The organism is Mycobacterium noviomagense, assembly GCF_010731635.1.
In the GTDB taxonomy this organism is placed as follows: domain Bacteria; phylum Actinomycetota; class Actinomycetes; order Mycobacteriales; family Mycobacteriaceae; genus Mycobacterium; species Mycobacterium noviomagense.
Map to the genome: position 1 here is coordinate 4,315,770 of NZ_AP022583.1, position 16,927 is coordinate 4,332,696.

Sequence of the window (16,927 nt, forward strand, 5' to 3'; positions counted from 1 at the left end):
ATCAGCGGGCGGCGGCGCGTTGGCGAGCCCGGAAGGCTTCGACCTTGGCGCGATTGCCGCACGTGGCCATCCCGCACCAATGCCGGTTCTTCGCTCGAGACGCGTCCACGTAGAGGCGTGAGCAGCGGGGGTGCGAGCAGCGTTTGACGCTCTCGATGTCGGGGCTGGCGAGCAGGTCGAGTAGGTCTGCGGCCAGGGTCGCCAGCAGTTGCGACGTGGTGCCCTCACGGCGAACAGACCCGCTCCGGTGCAATCGCGGTGTCAGCCTGGGTTGCCTTGCGTGCCCGTTGAGCAAGTCGACGTCGGCGGCTTTGGGCCGGTGGAGTTCGAGCCGGGCAGTAGCGGTCCGATAAATGGCCTCGCGCAGTGCGATCGCGTCAGCGAGCTCGGCGGCAGTGACGTGGATGGCCGTATGGATCAATCCCGCCTGAAGGGCCCATTCCGAGAGCAGTTCAGGCTGCGTCAACACCTCTTCGGGCGCTGAAGTCTCTCGAAACTTCAGCGTGCCTGCGAAGTCAAGGCAGGCGCGTCCGCTCACAAAGCTGAACTTCACGTAACCACCTTGACAGGTTTCAACCGCGGGTGCAACCTGTAACTGTCTAAGACGGTTACTACCAAGACCGCAAGCGGTGTGAACGAAAAGCGCCTGTCGGCCGTCTTAGCAAGTAACCAGCCGGTCTATCTGGCAGTGGAAGGCGAAAGGAGCCAACCGCAATGGATCTCGACCGCATCACTCATCCGCTGAGGTTGGCCAAAGGATCGCATCTGCCCGGATCGGGCAAGGGGTGCGCAATGAACGTGATTTCCTACATCAACGGCGATGCACAGATCACCGACTTTCCGTCCTGCTCGGCCCGTCCACTGGCGGTCCTGGTCCAGTCCTGCAACGACCTGCTGGCGGGCCCGGACGGATATCTGTCACCGGAAAACAGCGTGCTCGCCCTTGATCTTGCTTGGGAGACAGTAGGAACCGCTGATGCTCCCGGCAGCGTCGTACACGCGTGGCTGGCCGAACTGTTGGTCAACCCGAGCTGGGGAGTCGTTCGGTACGCCAAACTCAGTGCGATCAAAGCGATCGTGGACATCGCCGAACTGCACCGAGCTGCTGCGTCGGGCCATATGCCGCCGTTCGCGGAGTGGGTCGCCGCCGAACGCGCCGCCTGCGCGGCCGACTCGTCGCTGCAAGGCCCCGGACTGTATGCCGTGCGGTCCGCATGCGAGTCGACCGCGCTCGTCGACAGCCACCTACGGGTCACCATCGAGGAAGTGACCGCTCACGCCGTGCGCGCCCACGCACTGGCACGCGGAGGGACGATGGCAGGCCGCGTCGTCGAGCTCACCCGCCAGGCGATCCGCTCCTGGCGTGATCTGGCCGGGCTGGACAAGACCGGCACCATCGCTCCAGCCGTCGACAGCACGGCGAGGCTTATCGCGGTACCGGCCTAGGAAATGACCAGCTCCGTAAGCGGGGGCTCAGTCGTCGATGTGCATTCGTGGGTCGGCGAAGGCGAGATCGCCAGGGTACTGGTCAGTGCCCATTTGATCGCAGTGCTTGTCGGGCACCAGATAAGTACTCATGCCACTGGGAACCCAGCGGGTCCTTGCCGATTGCCTCCTGTCATTGCTGGAGCGGCAAATACCGACGACAGCCCAGCCGAGTAACCAATGCCGCTACCGCGTATGTAACTGGTTTCGCTGCCTTTGAAATGGCGGTCGACGGAACGGTTACGGCCGTCAACCTGTGGATAGCGGCCCTAGACGCCGCAATTGCGTGACATGGGCGGGCGACAGTTCCTCGAGGCAGGTGACACCCAGCAGCCGCATGGTGCGGGTCAACTGAGCGGACAGAATGTCGATGGCGCGCTGTACCCCGGCCTCGCCGCCGGCCATCAACCCGTACAAATACGCCCGTCCGATCAGCGTGCACCGGGCGCCCAGCGCGATCGCGGCGACGATGTCGGCGCCGGACATGATGCCCGTATCCAGCAGGATCTCGGTGTCGCCGCCGAACTCGCGAGCCACCGAGGGCAACAGATGGAACGGAACAGGGGCCCGATCGAGTTGGCGGCCACCGTGATTCGACAACACAATGCCGTCGACACCGATCTTTACCGCGGCGCGGGCGTCCTCGAGACTTTGGATTCCCTTGACGACGAGCTTGCCAGGCCACTGGGTCTTGACCCACGCCAGATCGTCGAACGTGACGCTGGGGTCGAACATGGTGTCGAGGTATTCGGCCACGGTGCCCGGCCAGCGGTCCAGCGACGCGAACGCCAATGGCTGCGTGGTCAAAAGGTCGAACCACCAGCGCGGGCGGACAACAGTATCGAGCACGGTGCGCAGCGTCAACGACGGTGGGATCGTCATCCCGTTACGGGTGTCGCGCAGCCGCGCACCGGCGACCGGCACGTCGACGGTGACCAGCAACGTGTCGAACGCCGCCTCGGCGGCCCGCCGCACCAACGCCATCGACCGATCCCGGTCGCGCCACATATACAGCTGAAACCATTTGCGGCCCTGCGGGATAACTCCTGCAATGTCTTCGATTGACGCGGTGCCCAGTGTCGAGAGCGAAAATGGGATTCCGGCCCTCGCCGCTGCCCGCGCCCCGGCGATCTCGCCTTCGGTGTGCATCAACCGGGTAAACCCGGTCGGCGCGATCGCGAACGGCAACGCGACCGGCCGGCCGAGGACATCCCAGCCGGCCCGAACGCTGCTGACGTCGCGCAGCACGGCGGGGTGAAACTCGATGTCCCGAAAGGCTTGTCGCGCACGATTCAACGAGATTTCGTCCTCGGCGGCCCCGTCGGTGTAATCGAACGCCGCCCGCGGGGTGCGTCGCTTGGCGATGCGCCGCAAGTCGTCGATGGTCAGCGCGCCCTCGAGCCGACGTCGGGCCAGGTCCAGTTGGGGTTTACGGAAACGGATCAGCGGCGCGAGGTCACGCGCATTGGGCACCCGTCGTTTGACCGCCATCGCCCATAGCGTAGGGACTGTGCCACCGTGGATGCATGAAATCCGGACGCGATCCCTTCGATCTGCAGCGTTTCGTCGACGCGCAGGATCGGGTTTACCCCACCGTCGTCGAGGAGCTGCGCGCTGGCCGCAAACGCAGCCACTGGATCTGGTTCATCTTCCCGCAAGTCTCCGGGCTGGGCAGCAGCCCCATGGCCGCGCGGTATGCGATCTCTTCGCTGGACGAGGCCCGAGCCTACCTTGCGCACGACGTGCTCGGCCCGCGGCTTCACGAGTGCGCACGGCTGGTCAACGCCATCGAAGACCGCTCGATCCACGAGATCTTCGGCTCACCCGACGATCTCAAGGTGCGCTCGTCGATGACGCTGTTCGCCTATGCCACCGACGACAACCGGGATTTCGTCGAGCTGCTCGACAAGTACTACGACGGCGAACAAGACCCGTCGACGCTCAAGCGGCTCCGCTAGGCCCCTTCGAGAGGGCGCAAAATTCGCCAGCCGTGTGGTTCGACCACCACCGCGTCGACGACTTCTTGCGCAGGTGCTCCACTTCCGGCGATCACCTCGGCACGCGAAATATCTACCTGCAGCGGCATGTCGTCGATGTTGAGAGCCACGATCAGTGCGTCGTCGCCGCAGCGCGTCTGGTAGACGTAGTGCCGGTTCTCGAGCCGCAACGCGGTCGTCGACGCGGCACGCAGCCACGGGTGGCGGCGGCGCAGTCCGATGAGGTATTGGTGCAGCGACCACAGCCGTGCCCCGCGCTCATCGACCGGCACCGGGGGAGAGCCGAACTTGGGACGCACCGCGTCGTCGCCGCCGAACCGCTCCTCCTTGACCCCCTGATAGCCGAACTCGTCACCGGCGTAGACGCTGGGAATGCCCCCGACCGTCATCTGAATCGCGAGGGCAAGCGCCACGTGCTCGGGATTCTCAAGCTGGCTGGCGATGCGGGTGACATCGTGATTGCCGATGAAGGTCAGCGGCGCGAAGCTAGCCAGAAAAGTGTTGTGCCGCTGCAGCGCCCAGTCCAGCTCGTAGAAATTCCCGTCGTTGAGGCTGCTCCAAATCGCCTTCCACAACTCGTATTGCGTCGCCGAGTCGAAGCGTGCCTCAGCGACCATGGCAGCGTAGTCCCCGTGAATGAGCTCGCCCAGAAACCAGGCATCCGGATGTGTCTCACGTACCCGCGGCAGCACGCCAGCCCAAAACCGCGGCGACACAGCATAAGCCGCGTCCAAGCGCCAGCCGTCCGCGCCGCGGCGCAGCCAATACCGCATCACGTCGACGGTGTAGTCGGCGACTTCAGGATTGTCGTGGTTCAAGGTGATCAGGTCGCCATGGCCTTCGAAGACGTGAAAATGGCCCGGGCGGCCATGAAACCAGCCCGCCGAGGCACCGTCCTGCAGCACCTCGCGATAGCGGGGAAAGTCAACGCCGACGTGGTTGAACACGCCGTCGAGCAGCACCCGCAGGCCGCGCCGGTGCGCCTCGCTGAGCAGGTAGTCGAAGTCGTCGTCGTCACCGAGGCGCGGATCGATGCGGTAGTGGTCGGTGGTGTCGTAGCCGTGCGTGCGGGAGGCGAAGATCGGCCCTAGCGCGATGCCGGATGCCCCCAACGCAATCGCGTGGTCGAACCACTCGGTGATGCGCCGCAGCCGGTGTTCGCCCGGGCCTGGCGGCTGCTCCGCGGGAAAGGCGCCCGCGAAACCGAGCGGATAGACCTGCCACCAGATCGCGTGATCAACCCACGAAGGCACAGCCGGAAGTCTACGGGCCGTTACGAAGGTCAGCTGACAGCCGCCAGCGCCTCGGCGCTGGTGATCGCTTGCGCTACCCCGGCGACAATCGCTGCTGCCTTCAACGCCTCCAGGATGGCTTCCCGATCCACCCCAGCTTCGCGCAAGGTGCGCTCGTGCGCGGTAAGACAGTCCGGGCAGCCGTTGATCGACGACACCGCCAACGACCACAGCTCGAAATTGGCCTTCTCCACACCGGGATTGGCGATTATGTTCATCCGCAGCCCGGCGCGCAGGTCGTCATACTGGCCCTCGAGGAAGCCGCGGGCGCGGTAGAACACGTTGTTCATCCCCATGATGGCCGCAGCACCGAGCGCCGCCTGGTAAGCCTCAGCCGACAGGTGATCGGCTGCCTCCGCGCCAATCTCGGCCAGCACCTGCGTGGTTCGGGTCGCGGCCGCGCTCGCCAGCAGCGTGCCCCACAGCTGCTCTTCACCCAGCGCTGTGGTGCGCGTGATCGAGCCCAGGTTGAGCTTGAGGTCCTTGGCGTACTCGGGCAGCGCGGACTTGAGGTTCTCGATACTCATGCGCCGCTCCTTACGCCGACTTCTTGAGCTCTTCGCCGGCGTCGATCGTCGGGTCGCCCTTGCGCCAGTTGCAGGCGCACAGCTCGTCGGACTGCAAGGCGTCGAGCACGCGCAGCACCTCGTCGACGTTGCGGCCCACCGACCCGGCCGTGACCGAAACGAACTGGATCTCGTTGTTGGGGTCGACGATGAAGGTGACCCGGTCGGCGACGCCGTCGTCGTTCAGCGCTCCGGTAGCCGTGACGAGCTCGCGCTTGATGTCCGACAGCATCGGGAACGGCAGCTTCTTCAGGTCCTCGTGCTGCACACGCCAGTTGAAGTGGACGAACTCGCTGTCCACCGAGACACCCAAGACCTTGGCGTCGCGGTCTTCGAACTCGTCGTTCAGCTTGCCGAAGGCGGCGATCTCGGTCGGGCACACGAATGTGAAGTCCTTCGGCCAGAAGAAGATCACTCGCCACTTGCCGGGGTAGTCGTCGCTGGAGATGGTGGTGAAGTAGTCGCCGGGCTGCTTGGCGTCGACTTTCGACAGATCACCACCGATCAGTGCGGTGAGCTGGTAGGCGGGGAACTGATCGCCAATGCTCAACAGGGCCATGTCGCTCCTCAAGTTCAAGATCGGATTTGCTCACCACCATCCTGCCCAAACCAAACCTAGAATTAAAGGTGATACATCCCACTACATTGATAGGTATGACCGATAAGACTTATCAACCGACGGTCGCGGGCCTGCGTGCGTTCGCGGCGGTGGCGGAGAAACAGCACTTCGGCAGTGCCGCAACCACTCTCGGCGTCAGCCAGTCGACGTTGTCGCAGGCGCTGGCGGCGTTGGAAACCGGCCTCGGTGTCCAGTTGATCGAGCGGTCGACCCGGCGTGTCTTCTTGACGCCGGAGGGCCGCCAGTTGCTACCACACGCCCAGGCGGCGATCGATGCTGTGGACGCGTTCACCGCAGCCGCGGCGGGGGCATCCGATCCGCTGGAAGGCAGCATGCGGCTTGGGCTGATCCCCACGGTAGCCCCGTACGTGCTGCCGACGGTCCTGGGCGGGCTTGCCGATCGACTGCCCGCGCTGACGTTGCGGGTGGTCGAGGATCAAACCGAGCGACTGCTGGCGGCGTTGCGCGAAGGCGCACTGGATGCCGCGCTGATCGCCTTGCCGGCCGAGGCCAGCGGTATCACCGAGATCCCGATCTACGACGAGGACTTCGTGCTCGCACTACCGCCGGGGCATCCGCTGTCCGGTAAGCGACGAGTTCCGCCGGCAGCGCTGGCGCAGTTGCCGTTGCTGTTGCTCGACGAGGGCCACTGCTTGCGCGATCAGGCCCTGGACCTGTGCCGCAAGGCCGGGATCCAGGCCGAGGTGGCCAATACCCGGGCGGCGTCGCTCGCGACGGCGGTGCAGTGCGTCACCGGAGGGCTGGGCGTGACGTTGATCCCGCAGAGCGCGGTCGCCGTTGAGGCGGCGCGCAGCCGGCTCGGCCTCGCGCAGTTCGCGACACCCCGGCCGGGACGACGGATCGGGCTGGTCTTTCGATCCTCGAGTGGCCGCGACGCGGCCTACCGCCGGCTGGCAGCCATCATCGGCGAGCTGGTCAGCCGCGACCAGGACGTACGTCTGGTCCGCTAGGCGGCACCCGCTGCTCGACGCCTGGCAAGAACGTGTTCTAGTTTGCATCATGCTGGACTTCACCCAGGAGAACATCAGCGCCGAGGACCTCGAGCGGCTGCGTGCGATCTATGAACCACTGGCCCGCTCGGTCCGCGAGCTGGTTGACGCCACCGTACGGACCCAGGTCGACGCTGAGGTCGTCGCCGCAGCACAAGCCGAGATCGACTCGGCCACAGCGAGATTGCGTGACAAGCAGCTCGACGGCACCTTCGGAGTGCGCTACCTGCCCAGCGGCGAGCGGATGGCCTGGGGCAACGCCGTCATCGGCATCTGCAACCCGCTGGCCCCGCCGTTGGTGGTCCACCACGACCCGTCGGGAAAGGTGTGGTGCGATTTTCACCTCGGCGCGGCCTACGAGGGCCCGCCGGGCCATGTGCACGGGGGAGTGGCCGCCCTGGTCCTCGACCACCTGCTCGGCGAAGCCGCCAGCGACGGCGTCAATCCGCGGTTCACCGGCACCATCAGCCTGCGCTATGTGCGGGCCACCCGGCTGGGCCGCCTGCACGCCGAGGCGACGACCACGCGAGTCGAGGGAGCGAAGACGTTCGCGGTGGGTCATCTCGCCGACGACCGAGGCGTCACCGTGGAAGCCGACGGTGTGTTCATCTTGCCCAGATGGCTGCGGGACCAACCGGACCCGCCGGCACAGCGTTAGGTTCAGCCCATGGAGAAGGTCATTGCTGTGCTGCAGGCGGCCGACCGCGACGACGAGTGGTGCGCCCGGCAACGAGGCCCCGTCGCAGAGGCCATACTCCGACTCGGCGTTGCTGGACTGACCGTCAACGTCCGAGACAGCGCGGTGCGCGACTCGCTGATGACGCTGACGACGCTCGACCCGCCGGTCGCCGCCGTGGTGAGTATCTGGACCCGGCAGTGTTACGGAGATGAGGTTGCCGCGGCGCTGAGACTGCTGCAGGCGGAGTGCGATCAGCTCGGCGCCTACTTGGTCACCGAATCGACCCCGCTGCCGGCGCCACTCCAGATCGGCGATCGCACAGATGGTTTGGCGAACATTGCGCTGCTGCGCCGACCCGCCAACATGGACCCGGAGACGTGGCTGACCCGATGGCAGCGCGACCACACACCGGTGGCGATCGAAACCCAGGCGACCTTCGGCTACACGCAGAACTGGGTGGTGCGCGCCTTAACCCCGGATGCGCCAGCGATCGCGGGCATCGTCGAAGAGCTGTTCCCTGCCGAGTCGATCAGCGACCTGAAGGCGTTCTTCGGCGCCGCCGATGACACCGACCTGCAGCACCGGATCAGCCGGATGGTCGCCAGCACAACGGCTTTCGGCGCCAACGAGAACTTCGACACCGTGCCCACCAGCCGCTACGTACTGAAATCACCCTTCGGGTAAGGAGTTCAGCCGTGATACTGCAGATCGACGACCAGAACGGGGTGCGCACCCTCACCCTGAACCGGCCCGAAGCACTCAACGCGTTCAACGAGGCGCTCTACGACGCCGCCGCCGAGGCGCTGCTGGCTGCGGCCGAGGATCCGGACATCGCCGTCGTGCTGATCACCGGCACTGGGCGCGCCTTCAGCTCCGGCACGGACCTTGCCGAAATGCAAGCGCGCGTCGCCGACCCGGACTTCACGCCGGGAAAATACGGCTTCACCGGGCTGATCGATGCGCTCAGTGCGTTTCCCAAGCCGCTGATCTGTGCGGTCAACGGTGTCGGGGTAGGTATCGGCGCCACCATCCTCGGCTACGCCGACCTGGCGTTCATGTCGTCGACCGCGCAGCTGAAGTGTCCCTTTACCAGCTTGGGCGTCGCACCGGAGGCGGCGTCGTCCTATTTATTGCCGCAGCTGGTGGGCCGGCAGAACGCGGCGTGGCTGTTGATGTCCTCAGAATGGGTCGACGCCGAGGAGGCGCTTCGCATGGGCTTGGTCTGGAGAGTCTGCGAGCCCTCCGAGCTGATGGCTGTAGCCCGGCGGCATGCCGAGATCTTGGCCTCACGCCCGATCGCGAGCCTGATGGCGGTCAAGCACACGATCGTCGAACCGATCCGGCCCGAGATTGCGGCGGCCAGCGCCCGGGAGAACGCTCACTTCGCCAAACTGATGGGCGGGCAAGCCAACGCTGACGCACTCGCAGAATTCACTGGTCGGCGCGGCAACTAAAAGTGCGTCAGCGGGCGGCGCTGGTGTCGAGCTGCCTCGCCGAAGCGATGATCGCCCGCAGCGTGCGGCGGCAACGCCCACAGTCGGCGCCTGCCCCGCACGCGGCAGCTACCTCCTTGGACGTCGATGCGCCCCGCGCGACGAGGTCGCACACGGTTTGGCTGGTCGCCCCTGTGCACAGGCATACGTACATCAGCGCACCTCGCTGCCGACCAACTCACGTGTCGGCGCCGCCGGACTGCTGACGTCCATATTAGTGGAGTCTAACCTAAGTGGGTTAGTGCAGTCTAACCTAAGTCACCCGCTGGCTTGTCCGGCTGCTCCGCGGGTCGACGTACGTCGAGCGTCGTCGCCGGATACATTGAACCCGGCACGGCGTAGTGGTGTTACAGCCCAGCACCACCGCGGCAAATGCCGTGCGCACTGTGAAACGTGAACGCCTTGGAATAAGGGAGCGATCATGCAGGGTGATCCGGATGTCTTGCGCCTGCTCAACGAGCAGCTGACCAGTGAACTCACCGCTATCAATCAGTATTTCCTGCACTCCAAGATGCAGGAGAACTGGGGTTTCACCGAATTGGCCTCACGCACCCGCGCGGAGTCCTTCGACGAAATGCGGCATGCCGAACTGGTCACCGACCGCATCCTGTTGCTCGACGGATTGCCCAACTATCAGCGCATCGGCTCGCTGCGCGTCGGCCAGACGCTGCGCGAACAGTTCGAGAGCGATCTCGCGCTCGAATACGACGTGATCAACCGGCTGAAACCGGCGATCATCCTGTGCCGGGAGAAGCAAGACAGCACCACCGCAAATATCTTCGAGAAAATCGTGGCCGACGAGGAAGACCACATCGAGTACCTCGAAACGCAGCTGGAGTTGATGGACAAGCTGGGCGAGCAACTCTATGCCGCGCAGTGTGTCTCTCGGCCGCCCACGACCTGACCGGCGGCGGCCCTCCCTTCGGTTGCGGCCCAGGTAACGCCGGTCGGCACACGGCAACTGAGAGGCTGCAATGACAGCACCTACGGCGGCGGCACCCGCCGGGCCGGATGCGGTGTCGCCCAGCACCCAGATCAGCCCGCAGCGTCGCAACTTCGTGTTCGTGTCGATCCTGCTGGGGATGCTGCTGGCCGCGCTCGACCAGACCATCGTCGCGACCGCGTTGCCGACCATCGTCGCCGACCTGGGCGGGGCGGGCCACCAGTCGTGGGTGGTGACCAGCTATCTGCTGGCCTCGACCATCATCACCGCGCTTGTCGGCAAGTTCGGCGACCTCTTCGGCCGCAAGGCGGTTTTTCAGGCGGCTGTTGTGTTCTTCGTCGCCGGCTCGGTGCTGTGCGGGCTGTCGCAGTCGATGATCATGCTGGTGCTTGCGCGGGCGCTGCAGGGCATCGGCGGCGGCGGGCTCACGGTGACCGCTACCGCGTTGATCGGTGAGGTCATCCCGCTGCGCGACCGCGGTCGCTATCAGGGCGCCTTGGGCGCGGTGTTCGGTGTGACGACGGTGATCGGTCCGCTGCTGGGCGGCTACTTCACCGACCATTTGAGCTGGCGGTGGGCGTTCTGGATCAATGTGCCGATCTCGGTGGTGGTGTTCTTCGTCGCCGCCGCGGCGATTCCGGCACTGGCGGGGCGCAGCAGGCCGGTCATCGACTACGCCGGGATTGTGTTCGTCGGGTTGGGGGCCGCCGGGCTGACCTTGGCGACGAGTTGGGGCGGCACGACGTATCCATGGGGATCGGCGACGATCATCGGGCTGTTCGTCGGCTCGACAGTCTTGCTGGGCGTCTTCGTATGGGTGGAAAGCCGTACGCCGCAACCGATCCTGCCGACAAGGCTTTTCGCAAGCCCGGTGTTCACCGTGTGCTGCGTGTTGTCGTTCGTGGTCGGGTTTGCGATGTTGGGGGCGCTGACCTTCCTTCCGACGTATATGCAGTTCGTCGACGGCGTCTCAGCGACGACATCGGGCCTGCGCACGCTGCCGATGGTGGTGGGCATGCTCACCACGTCGATGGGCAGCGGAGTGCTGGTCGGCCGGACCGGCCGCTACAAGATCTTCCCGGTCGCGGGGAGCGTCGTCATGGGGTTCGCGTTTTGGCTGATGTCGCGGATGGATCCGTCGACATCGGCGCTGCTGCAATCGCTTTACCTCGTCATCTTGGGCGCCGGTATCGGCCTGTGCATGCAGGTGCTGGTGCTCATCGTGCAGAACACGTCGCGGTTCGAAGACCTCGGGGTGGCCACGTCGGGTGTGACATTTTTCCGCACCATCGGCAGTTCGTTCGGCGCCGCGATATTCGGTTCGCTGTTCACCAACTTCTTGCACAGCCGACTCGGGCCGGCCCTAGCGGCAAGCCATGCACCGCCCGCCGCGGCAAGCTCACCGGAGGCTCTGCACCGGCTGCCCAAGGAGATGGCCTCCCCGATCGTGGGCGCATATGCCGAGTCGCTCACCCAGGTGTTCCTGTGGGCGGTGCCCGTCGCGGCGGTTGGTTTCATCCTGGCGCTATTCCTCAAAGAGGTGCCGCTGAGAGATATCGCCTACCGCGCCGCCGACCTCGGCGACGGGTTCGCTATGCCGACCACCCAATCACCGGATGAGATGCTCGAAACAGCGATTGGGCGACTGCTGCGACGTGGTGACCCCGGGATGCGCCTGCGCAGCATTGCCATGAGACCCGATTGTCAGCTCGACGTCGCCCAGCTGTGGGCGCTGCTGCAAATCCACAGGTATACAAGGGTTTTCGGAACAGCCCGACTGACCGAGATCGGCGAGCAGTTCGGTGTGCCGTACGAAGTCATCGAACCCGCCTTCGGCAGCCTGGTACGCGCCGGCTACGCAGGGCAAGACGTCGACCACCTCTGGCTGACTCCGCGTGGCGCCCGGCAGGTCGAGTTCGTCACCACGCTGATCCGGGAGTGGATCGTGGACAAGCTATCTCGCTCACCCAGTTACCAGGGACGGCCGGACCGGGCCCAAGTCGAAGCCGCCCTCGACCGCATCGCACACCGGATTGTCACGCAACGTGATTGGCATGAGGATCGCCGGGATCTGGCCAGCGCCGCCACCGTAAAACTTCCGCGACCAGCGTCGGGCGTACCATCGCGCCATGAGCCGAATCGGAACATTCGCTGACGACGACCTGGCGGGCTGGATCGAGAAATCGCCCCGGCTCGGCGGCGCGATCGCCGCGTTCAGCGACGCGGTGTACAACCACAGCAGGCTGCCGATGCGCACCCGCGAACTGGCGCGAATAGTGACCGCGCACAACAACGAATGCGAGGTCTGCGTCAACACCCGTGCCGCTGACGGGCCCGCGGAAGGTGTCGACGAAGAGCTCTACGAGCACGCTGTGCAGTGGCGGACCTGGCCGGGCTACAGCGAGCAGGAGCGGCTGGCAGCGGAGTTCGCGCACCGATTCGCCACCGAACACACCGTGCTGCGCGACGACGAAGAGTTCTGGGCCCGGTGCCGCGAACACTTCTCCGACGAGCTGCTGGCGGACCTGGCGTTGTCGTGTGCGCTGTGGCTGGGAATGGGACGCGTGCTGCGCACCTTGGATATCGGGCAGAGCTGCAAGCTCACGCTGCCCAGCCGCGCGTGATACGCCCGGCGTGACCGCCACCCCGCTTGCCGCCGCGGCGATCGCTCAACTCGAAGCAGAAGGGGTCGACGCAGTCATCGGCACCGTGGTCAATCCGGCCGGGCTCACCCACGCCAAAACTGTGCCGATCCGACGGACCAACACATTCGCCGACCCCGGGGTGGGGGCCAGCCCGGTGTGGCATGCCTTCGCCATCGACCAAACCGGCATCGCGTTCACCGACAACATCGGCGTGGTCGGCGATCAGCGCATCCGCATCGACCTGTCGGCACTGCGCATCATTGGGGACGGATTGGCCTGGGCGCCGGGCGCATTCTTCGAGCAGGACGGCACACCGGTGCCGGCCTGCAGCCGCGGAACGCTGGCCCGCATCGAAGCCGCGCTCGAGGAAGCAGATATCAAGGCGGTGGTCGGCCACGAAATCGAGTTCGTGTTGGTCAATGCCGACGGCAGCCGACTGCCGTCGACGCTGTGGGCGCAGTACGGCCTGGCCGGCTTGCTCGAACACGAGGCGTTCGTGCGCGACGTCACCGCTGCGGCCACCACATCTGGTGTGGGGATCGAACAGTTTCACCCCGAATACGGGGTCAACCAGTTCGAGATCTCGTTGACGCCACAAACGCCGGTCGCCGCAGCCGACCAACTGGTGCTGACCCGGATCATCGTGGGCCGCGTTGCCCGCCGCTACGGGCTGCGGGTGAGCTTGTCGCCGGCGCCGTTCGTCGACGGTCCCGGATCCGGTGCACACCAGCACTTTTCACTGGCCACATCGGACGGACCACTGTTCTCGGAGGGCACCGGCGTGCGCGGGATGACCCCAGCCGGCGAAAGTGCTGTTGCGGGGCTGCTGCGCGGATTGCCCGAGGCTCAGAGCATCCTGTGCGGGTCGATCGTGTCGGGGTTGCGTACCCGGCCCGGCAACTGGGCCGGGGCCTACGCCTGCTGGGGCACCGAAAACCGGGAAGCGGCAGTGCGGTTCGTCAGCGGTGGGCCCGCCAACCCGTACGGCGGCAACGTCGAAGTCAAGGCGATCGATGCGTCGGCGAACCCGTATTTCGCGTCGGCCGCGATCCTGGGCCTGGCGCTGGAGGGAATCCAGCAGCACGCCGAGCTGCCCACCGAAACAACCGTAGACCCGGCAACCCCGTCCGATCGGGCAGGCATCGTCCGGCTAACCGACGACCAGGCCAAGGCTACTGCCGCACTTGATAGTTCTCGGCGACTACGCGGCATTCTCGGCGATGCAGCGGTCGACGTGCTGGTGGCTGTGCGCCGTTTCGAGCATGAACACTACGGCGAGCTGAGTCCCGAAGAACTGACCGAAAAGTTCCGGATGTCCTGGAGCGTCTGAGCGTGCCGACGGCTACCGTGTTAGCGCAACACATCGCCGACGCGCCGCTGATCGATCAGCATGTCCACGGTTGCTGGCTGAGCGCGGGAGACCGCCAACGGTTCGAAAACGCGCTCAACGAGGCCAATACCGAACCGATCACCCACTCGGGATTCGACTCGCAACTCGGGTTCGCCGTGCGTGCACATTGCGCCCCGCTGTTAGGGCTTCCGAAACACGTTGATGCCGAAACCTATTGGGAACGTCGCAGCGAGCACACCGAGACCGAGCTGGCCCGCCTTTTCCTGCGCGAAGCCAACGTCACCGACTGGCTGGTGGACACCGGCTTGGCCGACGGCGTCACCGACGTCCAGGGATTCGCCGAGCTCTCCGGTGGGCGCGCACATGAGGTGGTCCGTCTCGAGCAGGTGGCCGAGCAGGCCGCACAGGCATCCGGCGACTACGCGTCGGCGTTCGAAGAGATTCTGCACCGACGCGCCGCCACGGCGGTCGGCACCAAATCGATCCTGGCCTACCGGGGCGGCTTCGATGGCGATCTCAGCGAGCCGTCCGCGCAGCAGGTCGCGGGGGCCGCCGCAACTTGGCGCGACAGCGGCGGGGTGCGGCTGCAAGACTGGGTCTTGCTGCGTTTCGGCCTACACCACGCGCTGCGGCTGGGCAAACCGCTGCAATTTCACGTCGGGCTCGGTGACCGCGACTGCGACCTGCACAAAACCAACCCGCTGTATCTACTCGACTTTTTGCGGCAGTCCGGGGATACCCCGATCGTGCTGCTGCACTGCTACCCCTACGAGCGCGAAGCCGGCTATCTGGCACAGGCCTTCAACAACGTCTACCTCGACGGTGGGTTGAGCATCAACTTCCTGGGAGCGCGGGGACCCGCGTTCATCGCCCGGCTGCTGGAACTGGCACCTTTCGACAAAATCGTGTACTCCTCGGACGGCTTCGGCCCGGCCGAGCTGCACTTCCTCGGTGCGACCTTGTGGCGCAAGGGCATTGGCCGCACGCTGCAGGAGTTCGTCGACGCTGGAGACTGGAGCGAGGCCGACGCCACCCGAGTCGTCGACCTGATCGCCCGCGATACCGCGGCGCGCATCTACCGCGTTTGACGCCAGGTGGCATCGGGGTATACGGGCGGCTATGGCGACCGTGGGCGGCATCTTGGACTGGGCCCGTAAACAAGTCGCGTCGCGGGTCCCAAAGGCGGACCTCGACCAGCGGGATCCCGACTACATCCGCGATCAGCTGCCCGGAACGTGGCTGCTCGCGTCGCTGTACTTCAGGGCCGACGTGCGCGGGCTGGATCGCATTCCCGCCGAGGGACCGGTGCTGCTGGTCGGCAACCACAGCGGCGGCAACGTGCCACCCGATACGTTTGTGTTCACGCTCGCGTTCTGCTCGTATTTCGGGGTCGAGCGGCCCTTCTACCAATTGGCGCACAACCTCGTCGTCTCAGCCCCGCCGTTGGGGTGGCTGCGCAAGTTCGGCACGGTAGCCGCCAGCCACGAAAACGCCCGCCTGGCATTGGAATCCGGTGCCGCGCTGCTTGTCTATCCCGGTGGCGACTACGAAGTCTTCCGGGCGTCGTGGGAGCGTCACAAGGTCGATTTCGGCGGGCGCATGGGCTATGTGCGACTGGCCCGGGAAGCCGGTGTGCCGATCGTGCCCGTCGCCAGCGTCGGCGGCCAGGAAAGCGCACTGTTCATCTCCCGCGGACAGTGGCTGGCCAAGCTGCTGATGACCGACAAGACGCTGCGGCTAAAAAGCGTTCCGATATCGCTGGCGCTGCCGTGGGGGCTCAATATCAGCGACCTGGCCGGCCACATTCCGCTGCCCGCCAAGATCGCGATCGAGGTGCAGGAACCCATCGAAGTAGACGGCGATGACCGCGCGGTGCACGACAAGGTGCTGGGCAGCCTGCAGGCCGGCGTCGACCGGCTGGCCGCCCAACGTCGATTCCCGGTGATCGGCTGATGCGCGTCGAACGCCGCTGCGTGATCGACGCCGACCAAGACGCGGTGTGGAAGGTGGTTGGCGACCCTGACCGCTACCCCGAATTCATGACCAGCCTCGAACGCTGGGAGGCTGCCAACGAGCGGCCCCCGGGCGTGGGGGCCCGCTACATGGTGCACTGGAAGATCGGCTCGGTGCCGGTCGGCGGTCTGATCGAGGTGGTCGAGTTCGACGACGCCCGCGACCTGGCTTGGGTCGGCATCACTGGCATCAGCATGCGCGGCCGCATCCGGCTGCGGGATGGCGGGGAGAACCGAACGAAGGTCACCTTCCGGCTGTCGTATCAGGCGCCCGGCGGACTCCTGGGCTACATCGCGGACCGGGTCGCGGTGCGTCAGGTCGGCCGCAACCTGACGCAGACGCTGAAGCGGCTCAAGGAGCTTGTCGAGTCCGAGCGCTGACCGCCGCTCAGATCAGCCCGGTCGCGTCGAACACCCATGACGTGTCGGCGTTGGCCAGGTCCTCCATCCACGACTGCGGCGCGTGGTTCGCGATCGCGCTGAAATCCCAGTAGTCCTTCCACAACGTCACCGCGCCGTCAACGACTTTGTGCACCGAAACGAACGGCAGCACAGCGGTTTCGCCGCTGTCCCACCGCCAGGTTTCGGAGTGCTCGTAGATCGCGTCGGAGCCGTTGCACACCAGCAGACCGTCGTGGTTCTCATATCCGGCCAGCGGCTCGAGGCCGACCTTGAGCCGCTTGACGATGTCGTCGGGACCGCGCGCGGCCAAAGCCGGACCGACCGGCATGTCGACGTAGATACAGTCCGCCGACAGAAATGTTTTGACGGCGTCCCAATCCCGCCGCGACAGCGCCCGCCACAGCCCTAGAACAGCATCTGTCACGCCATCGTC

General features: G+C 65.6%; 20 protein-coding genes. 13 read left to right on the plus strand and 7 right to left on the minus strand.

The annotated features are described in order from the left end of the window. Position 1: 1 nt before the first annotated feature. The gene (locus G6N15_RS20385; RefSeq protein WP_083087279.1) at positions 2–553 is read right to left on the minus strand and encodes a CGNR zinc finger domain-containing protein; all 552 of its coding nucleotides are present in this window, start codon (positions 551–553) and stop codon (positions 2–4) included. Between the two features lie 161 nt (positions 554–714). On the opposite strand from G6N15_RS20385, the gene G6N15_RS23370 reads away from it, so the two are divergent. After that, the gene (locus tag G6N15_RS23370) at positions 715–1,446 is read left to right on the plus strand and encodes a hypothetical protein (RefSeq protein ID WP_232070286.1); all 732 of its coding nucleotides are present in this window, start codon (positions 715–717) and stop codon (positions 1,444–1,446) included. A 288-nt stretch (positions 1,447–1,734) separates the two neighbouring features. Here G6N15_RS23370 and G6N15_RS20395 read toward each other — a convergent pair whose 3' ends face one another. Further along, positions 1,735–2,976, minus strand: coding sequence for an alpha-hydroxy acid oxidase (locus G6N15_RS20395; RefSeq protein ID WP_083087278.1), 1,242 nt, complete (start codon positions 2,974–2,976; stop codon positions 1,735–1,737). A 35-nt stretch (positions 2,977–3,011) separates the two neighbouring features. Here G6N15_RS20395 and G6N15_RS20400 point away from each other — a divergent pair, with 35 nt between their 5' ends. After that, the gene (locus G6N15_RS20400; protein ID WP_083087277.1) at positions 3,012–3,443 is read left to right on the plus strand and encodes a DUF1810 domain-containing protein; all 432 of its coding nucleotides are present in this window, start codon (positions 3,012–3,014) and stop codon (positions 3,441–3,443) included. On the opposite strand, the gene G6N15_RS20405 is transcribed toward G6N15_RS20400, so the two are convergent. Genes G6N15_RS20405 through G6N15_RS20415 form a run of 3 tightly spaced genes read right to left on the minus strand, consistent with a single transcriptional unit; the run spans position 3,440 to position 5,899 of the window. Further along, positions 3,440–4,735: an alpha-amylase family protein gene (locus G6N15_RS20405; protein WP_232070287.1), complete on the minus strand. Its 1,296-nt coding sequence runs from the start codon at positions 4,733–4,735 to the stop codon at positions 3,440–3,442. The two genes, G6N15_RS20400 and G6N15_RS20405, sit on opposite strands and share 4 nt — an antisense overlap. A 29-nt stretch (positions 4,736–4,764) precedes the next feature. Beyond that, positions 4,765–5,301, minus strand: coding sequence for a carboxymuconolactone decarboxylase family protein (locus G6N15_RS20410; RefSeq protein WP_083087340.1), 537 nt, complete (start codon positions 5,299–5,301; stop codon positions 4,765–4,767). Positions 5,302–5,311: 10 nt separating this feature from the next. Next, the gene (locus G6N15_RS20415) at positions 5,312–5,899 is read right to left on the minus strand and encodes a peroxiredoxin (protein ID WP_083087276.1); all 588 of its coding nucleotides are present in this window, start codon (positions 5,897–5,899) and stop codon (positions 5,312–5,314) included. 95 nt (positions 5,900–5,994) lie between these two features. Between G6N15_RS20415 and G6N15_RS20420 the strand changes: the two genes are divergently transcribed. Genes G6N15_RS20420 through G6N15_RS20435 form a run of 4 tightly spaced genes read left to right on the plus strand, consistent with a single transcriptional unit; the run spans position 5,995 to position 9,102 of the window. Beyond that, positions 5,995–6,930 carry a hydrogen peroxide-inducible genes activator gene (locus tag G6N15_RS20420; protein ID WP_083087275.1) on the plus strand — a complete coding sequence of 312 codons (936 nt, stop codon included), beginning with the start codon at positions 5,995–5,997 and terminating at the stop codon, positions 6,928–6,930. 49 nt (positions 6,931–6,979) lie between these two features. Then, positions 6,980–7,627, plus strand: a complete 648-nt coding sequence (locus tag G6N15_RS20425) for a PaaI family thioesterase (RefSeq protein ID WP_083087274.1) — start codon at positions 6,980–6,982, stop codon at positions 7,625–7,627. A gap of 9 nt (positions 7,628–7,636) precedes the next feature. After that, positions 7,637–8,332 (plus strand): EthD domain-containing protein, encoded by a 696-nt coding sequence (locus tag G6N15_RS20430; protein WP_083087273.1) that lies wholly within the window; start codon positions 7,637–7,639, stop codon positions 8,330–8,332. Positions 8,333–8,343: 11 nt separating this feature from the next. Beyond that, entirely contained in the window at positions 8,344–9,102 is a 759-nt protein-coding gene (locus tag G6N15_RS20435; protein WP_083087272.1) for an enoyl-CoA hydratase/isomerase family protein, read from the plus strand. A gap of 7 nt (positions 9,103–9,109) precedes the next feature. Here the strand turns inward: G6N15_RS20435 and G6N15_RS20440 are convergent, their stop codons facing one another. Then, complete coding sequence (locus G6N15_RS20440; RefSeq protein ID WP_083087271.1) at positions 9,110–9,295, minus strand: (2Fe-2S)-binding protein; 186 nt, start codon at positions 9,293–9,295, stop codon at positions 9,110–9,112. Positions 9,296–9,562: 267 nt separating this feature from the next. Between G6N15_RS20440 and bfr the strand changes: the two genes are divergently transcribed. From bfr to G6N15_RS20475, 7 genes are all read left to right on the plus strand, one after another. After that, positions 9,563–10,045, plus strand: a complete 483-nt coding sequence (bfr, locus tag G6N15_RS20445; protein ID WP_083087270.1) for a bacterioferritin — start codon at positions 9,563–9,565, stop codon at positions 10,043–10,045. A gap of 70 nt (positions 10,046–10,115) precedes the next feature. Next, a complete protein-coding gene (locus G6N15_RS20450) occupies positions 10,116–12,239 on the plus strand; it encodes an MDR family MFS transporter (protein ID WP_083087269.1) in 2,124 nt (707 codons plus the stop codon). Beyond that, on the plus strand, positions 12,214–12,708 hold the full coding sequence (locus G6N15_RS20455) for a carboxymuconolactone decarboxylase family protein (protein ID WP_083087268.1): 495 nt from the start codon (positions 12,214–12,216) through the stop codon (positions 12,706–12,708). Before G6N15_RS20450 ends, G6N15_RS20455 begins: the two co-directional genes overlap by 26 nt. Positions 12,709–12,718: 10 nt before the next feature. Then, positions 12,719–14,059, plus strand: coding sequence for a type I glutamate--ammonia ligase (locus G6N15_RS20460; RefSeq protein WP_083087267.1), 1,341 nt, complete (start codon positions 12,719–12,721; stop codon positions 14,057–14,059). After that, positions 14,056–15,168 (plus strand): amidohydrolase family protein, encoded by a 1,113-nt coding sequence (locus tag G6N15_RS20465; RefSeq protein WP_083087266.1) that lies wholly within the window; start codon positions 14,056–14,058, stop codon positions 15,166–15,168. Before G6N15_RS20460 ends, G6N15_RS20465 begins: the two co-directional genes overlap by 4 nt. Positions 15,169–15,199: 31 nt before the next feature. Continuing rightward, on the plus strand, positions 15,200–16,033 hold the full coding sequence (locus tag G6N15_RS20470) for a lysophospholipid acyltransferase family protein (RefSeq protein ID WP_083087265.1): 834 nt from the start codon (positions 15,200–15,202) through the stop codon (positions 16,031–16,033). After that, the gene (locus G6N15_RS20475; RefSeq protein WP_083087264.1) at positions 16,033–16,473 is read left to right on the plus strand and encodes an SRPBCC family protein; all 441 of its coding nucleotides are present in this window, start codon (positions 16,033–16,035) and stop codon (positions 16,471–16,473) included. The genes G6N15_RS20470 and G6N15_RS20475 overlap by 1 nt, the downstream gene beginning before the upstream one ends. A gap of 7 nt (positions 16,474–16,480) precedes the next feature. Here the strand turns inward: G6N15_RS20475 and G6N15_RS20480 are convergent, their stop codons facing one another. Then, positions 16,481–16,918 (minus strand): nuclear transport factor 2 family protein, encoded by a 438-nt coding sequence (locus G6N15_RS20480; RefSeq protein ID WP_232070288.1) that lies wholly within the window; start codon positions 16,916–16,918, stop codon positions 16,481–16,483. Positions 16,919–16,927: the final 9 nt, after the last annotated feature.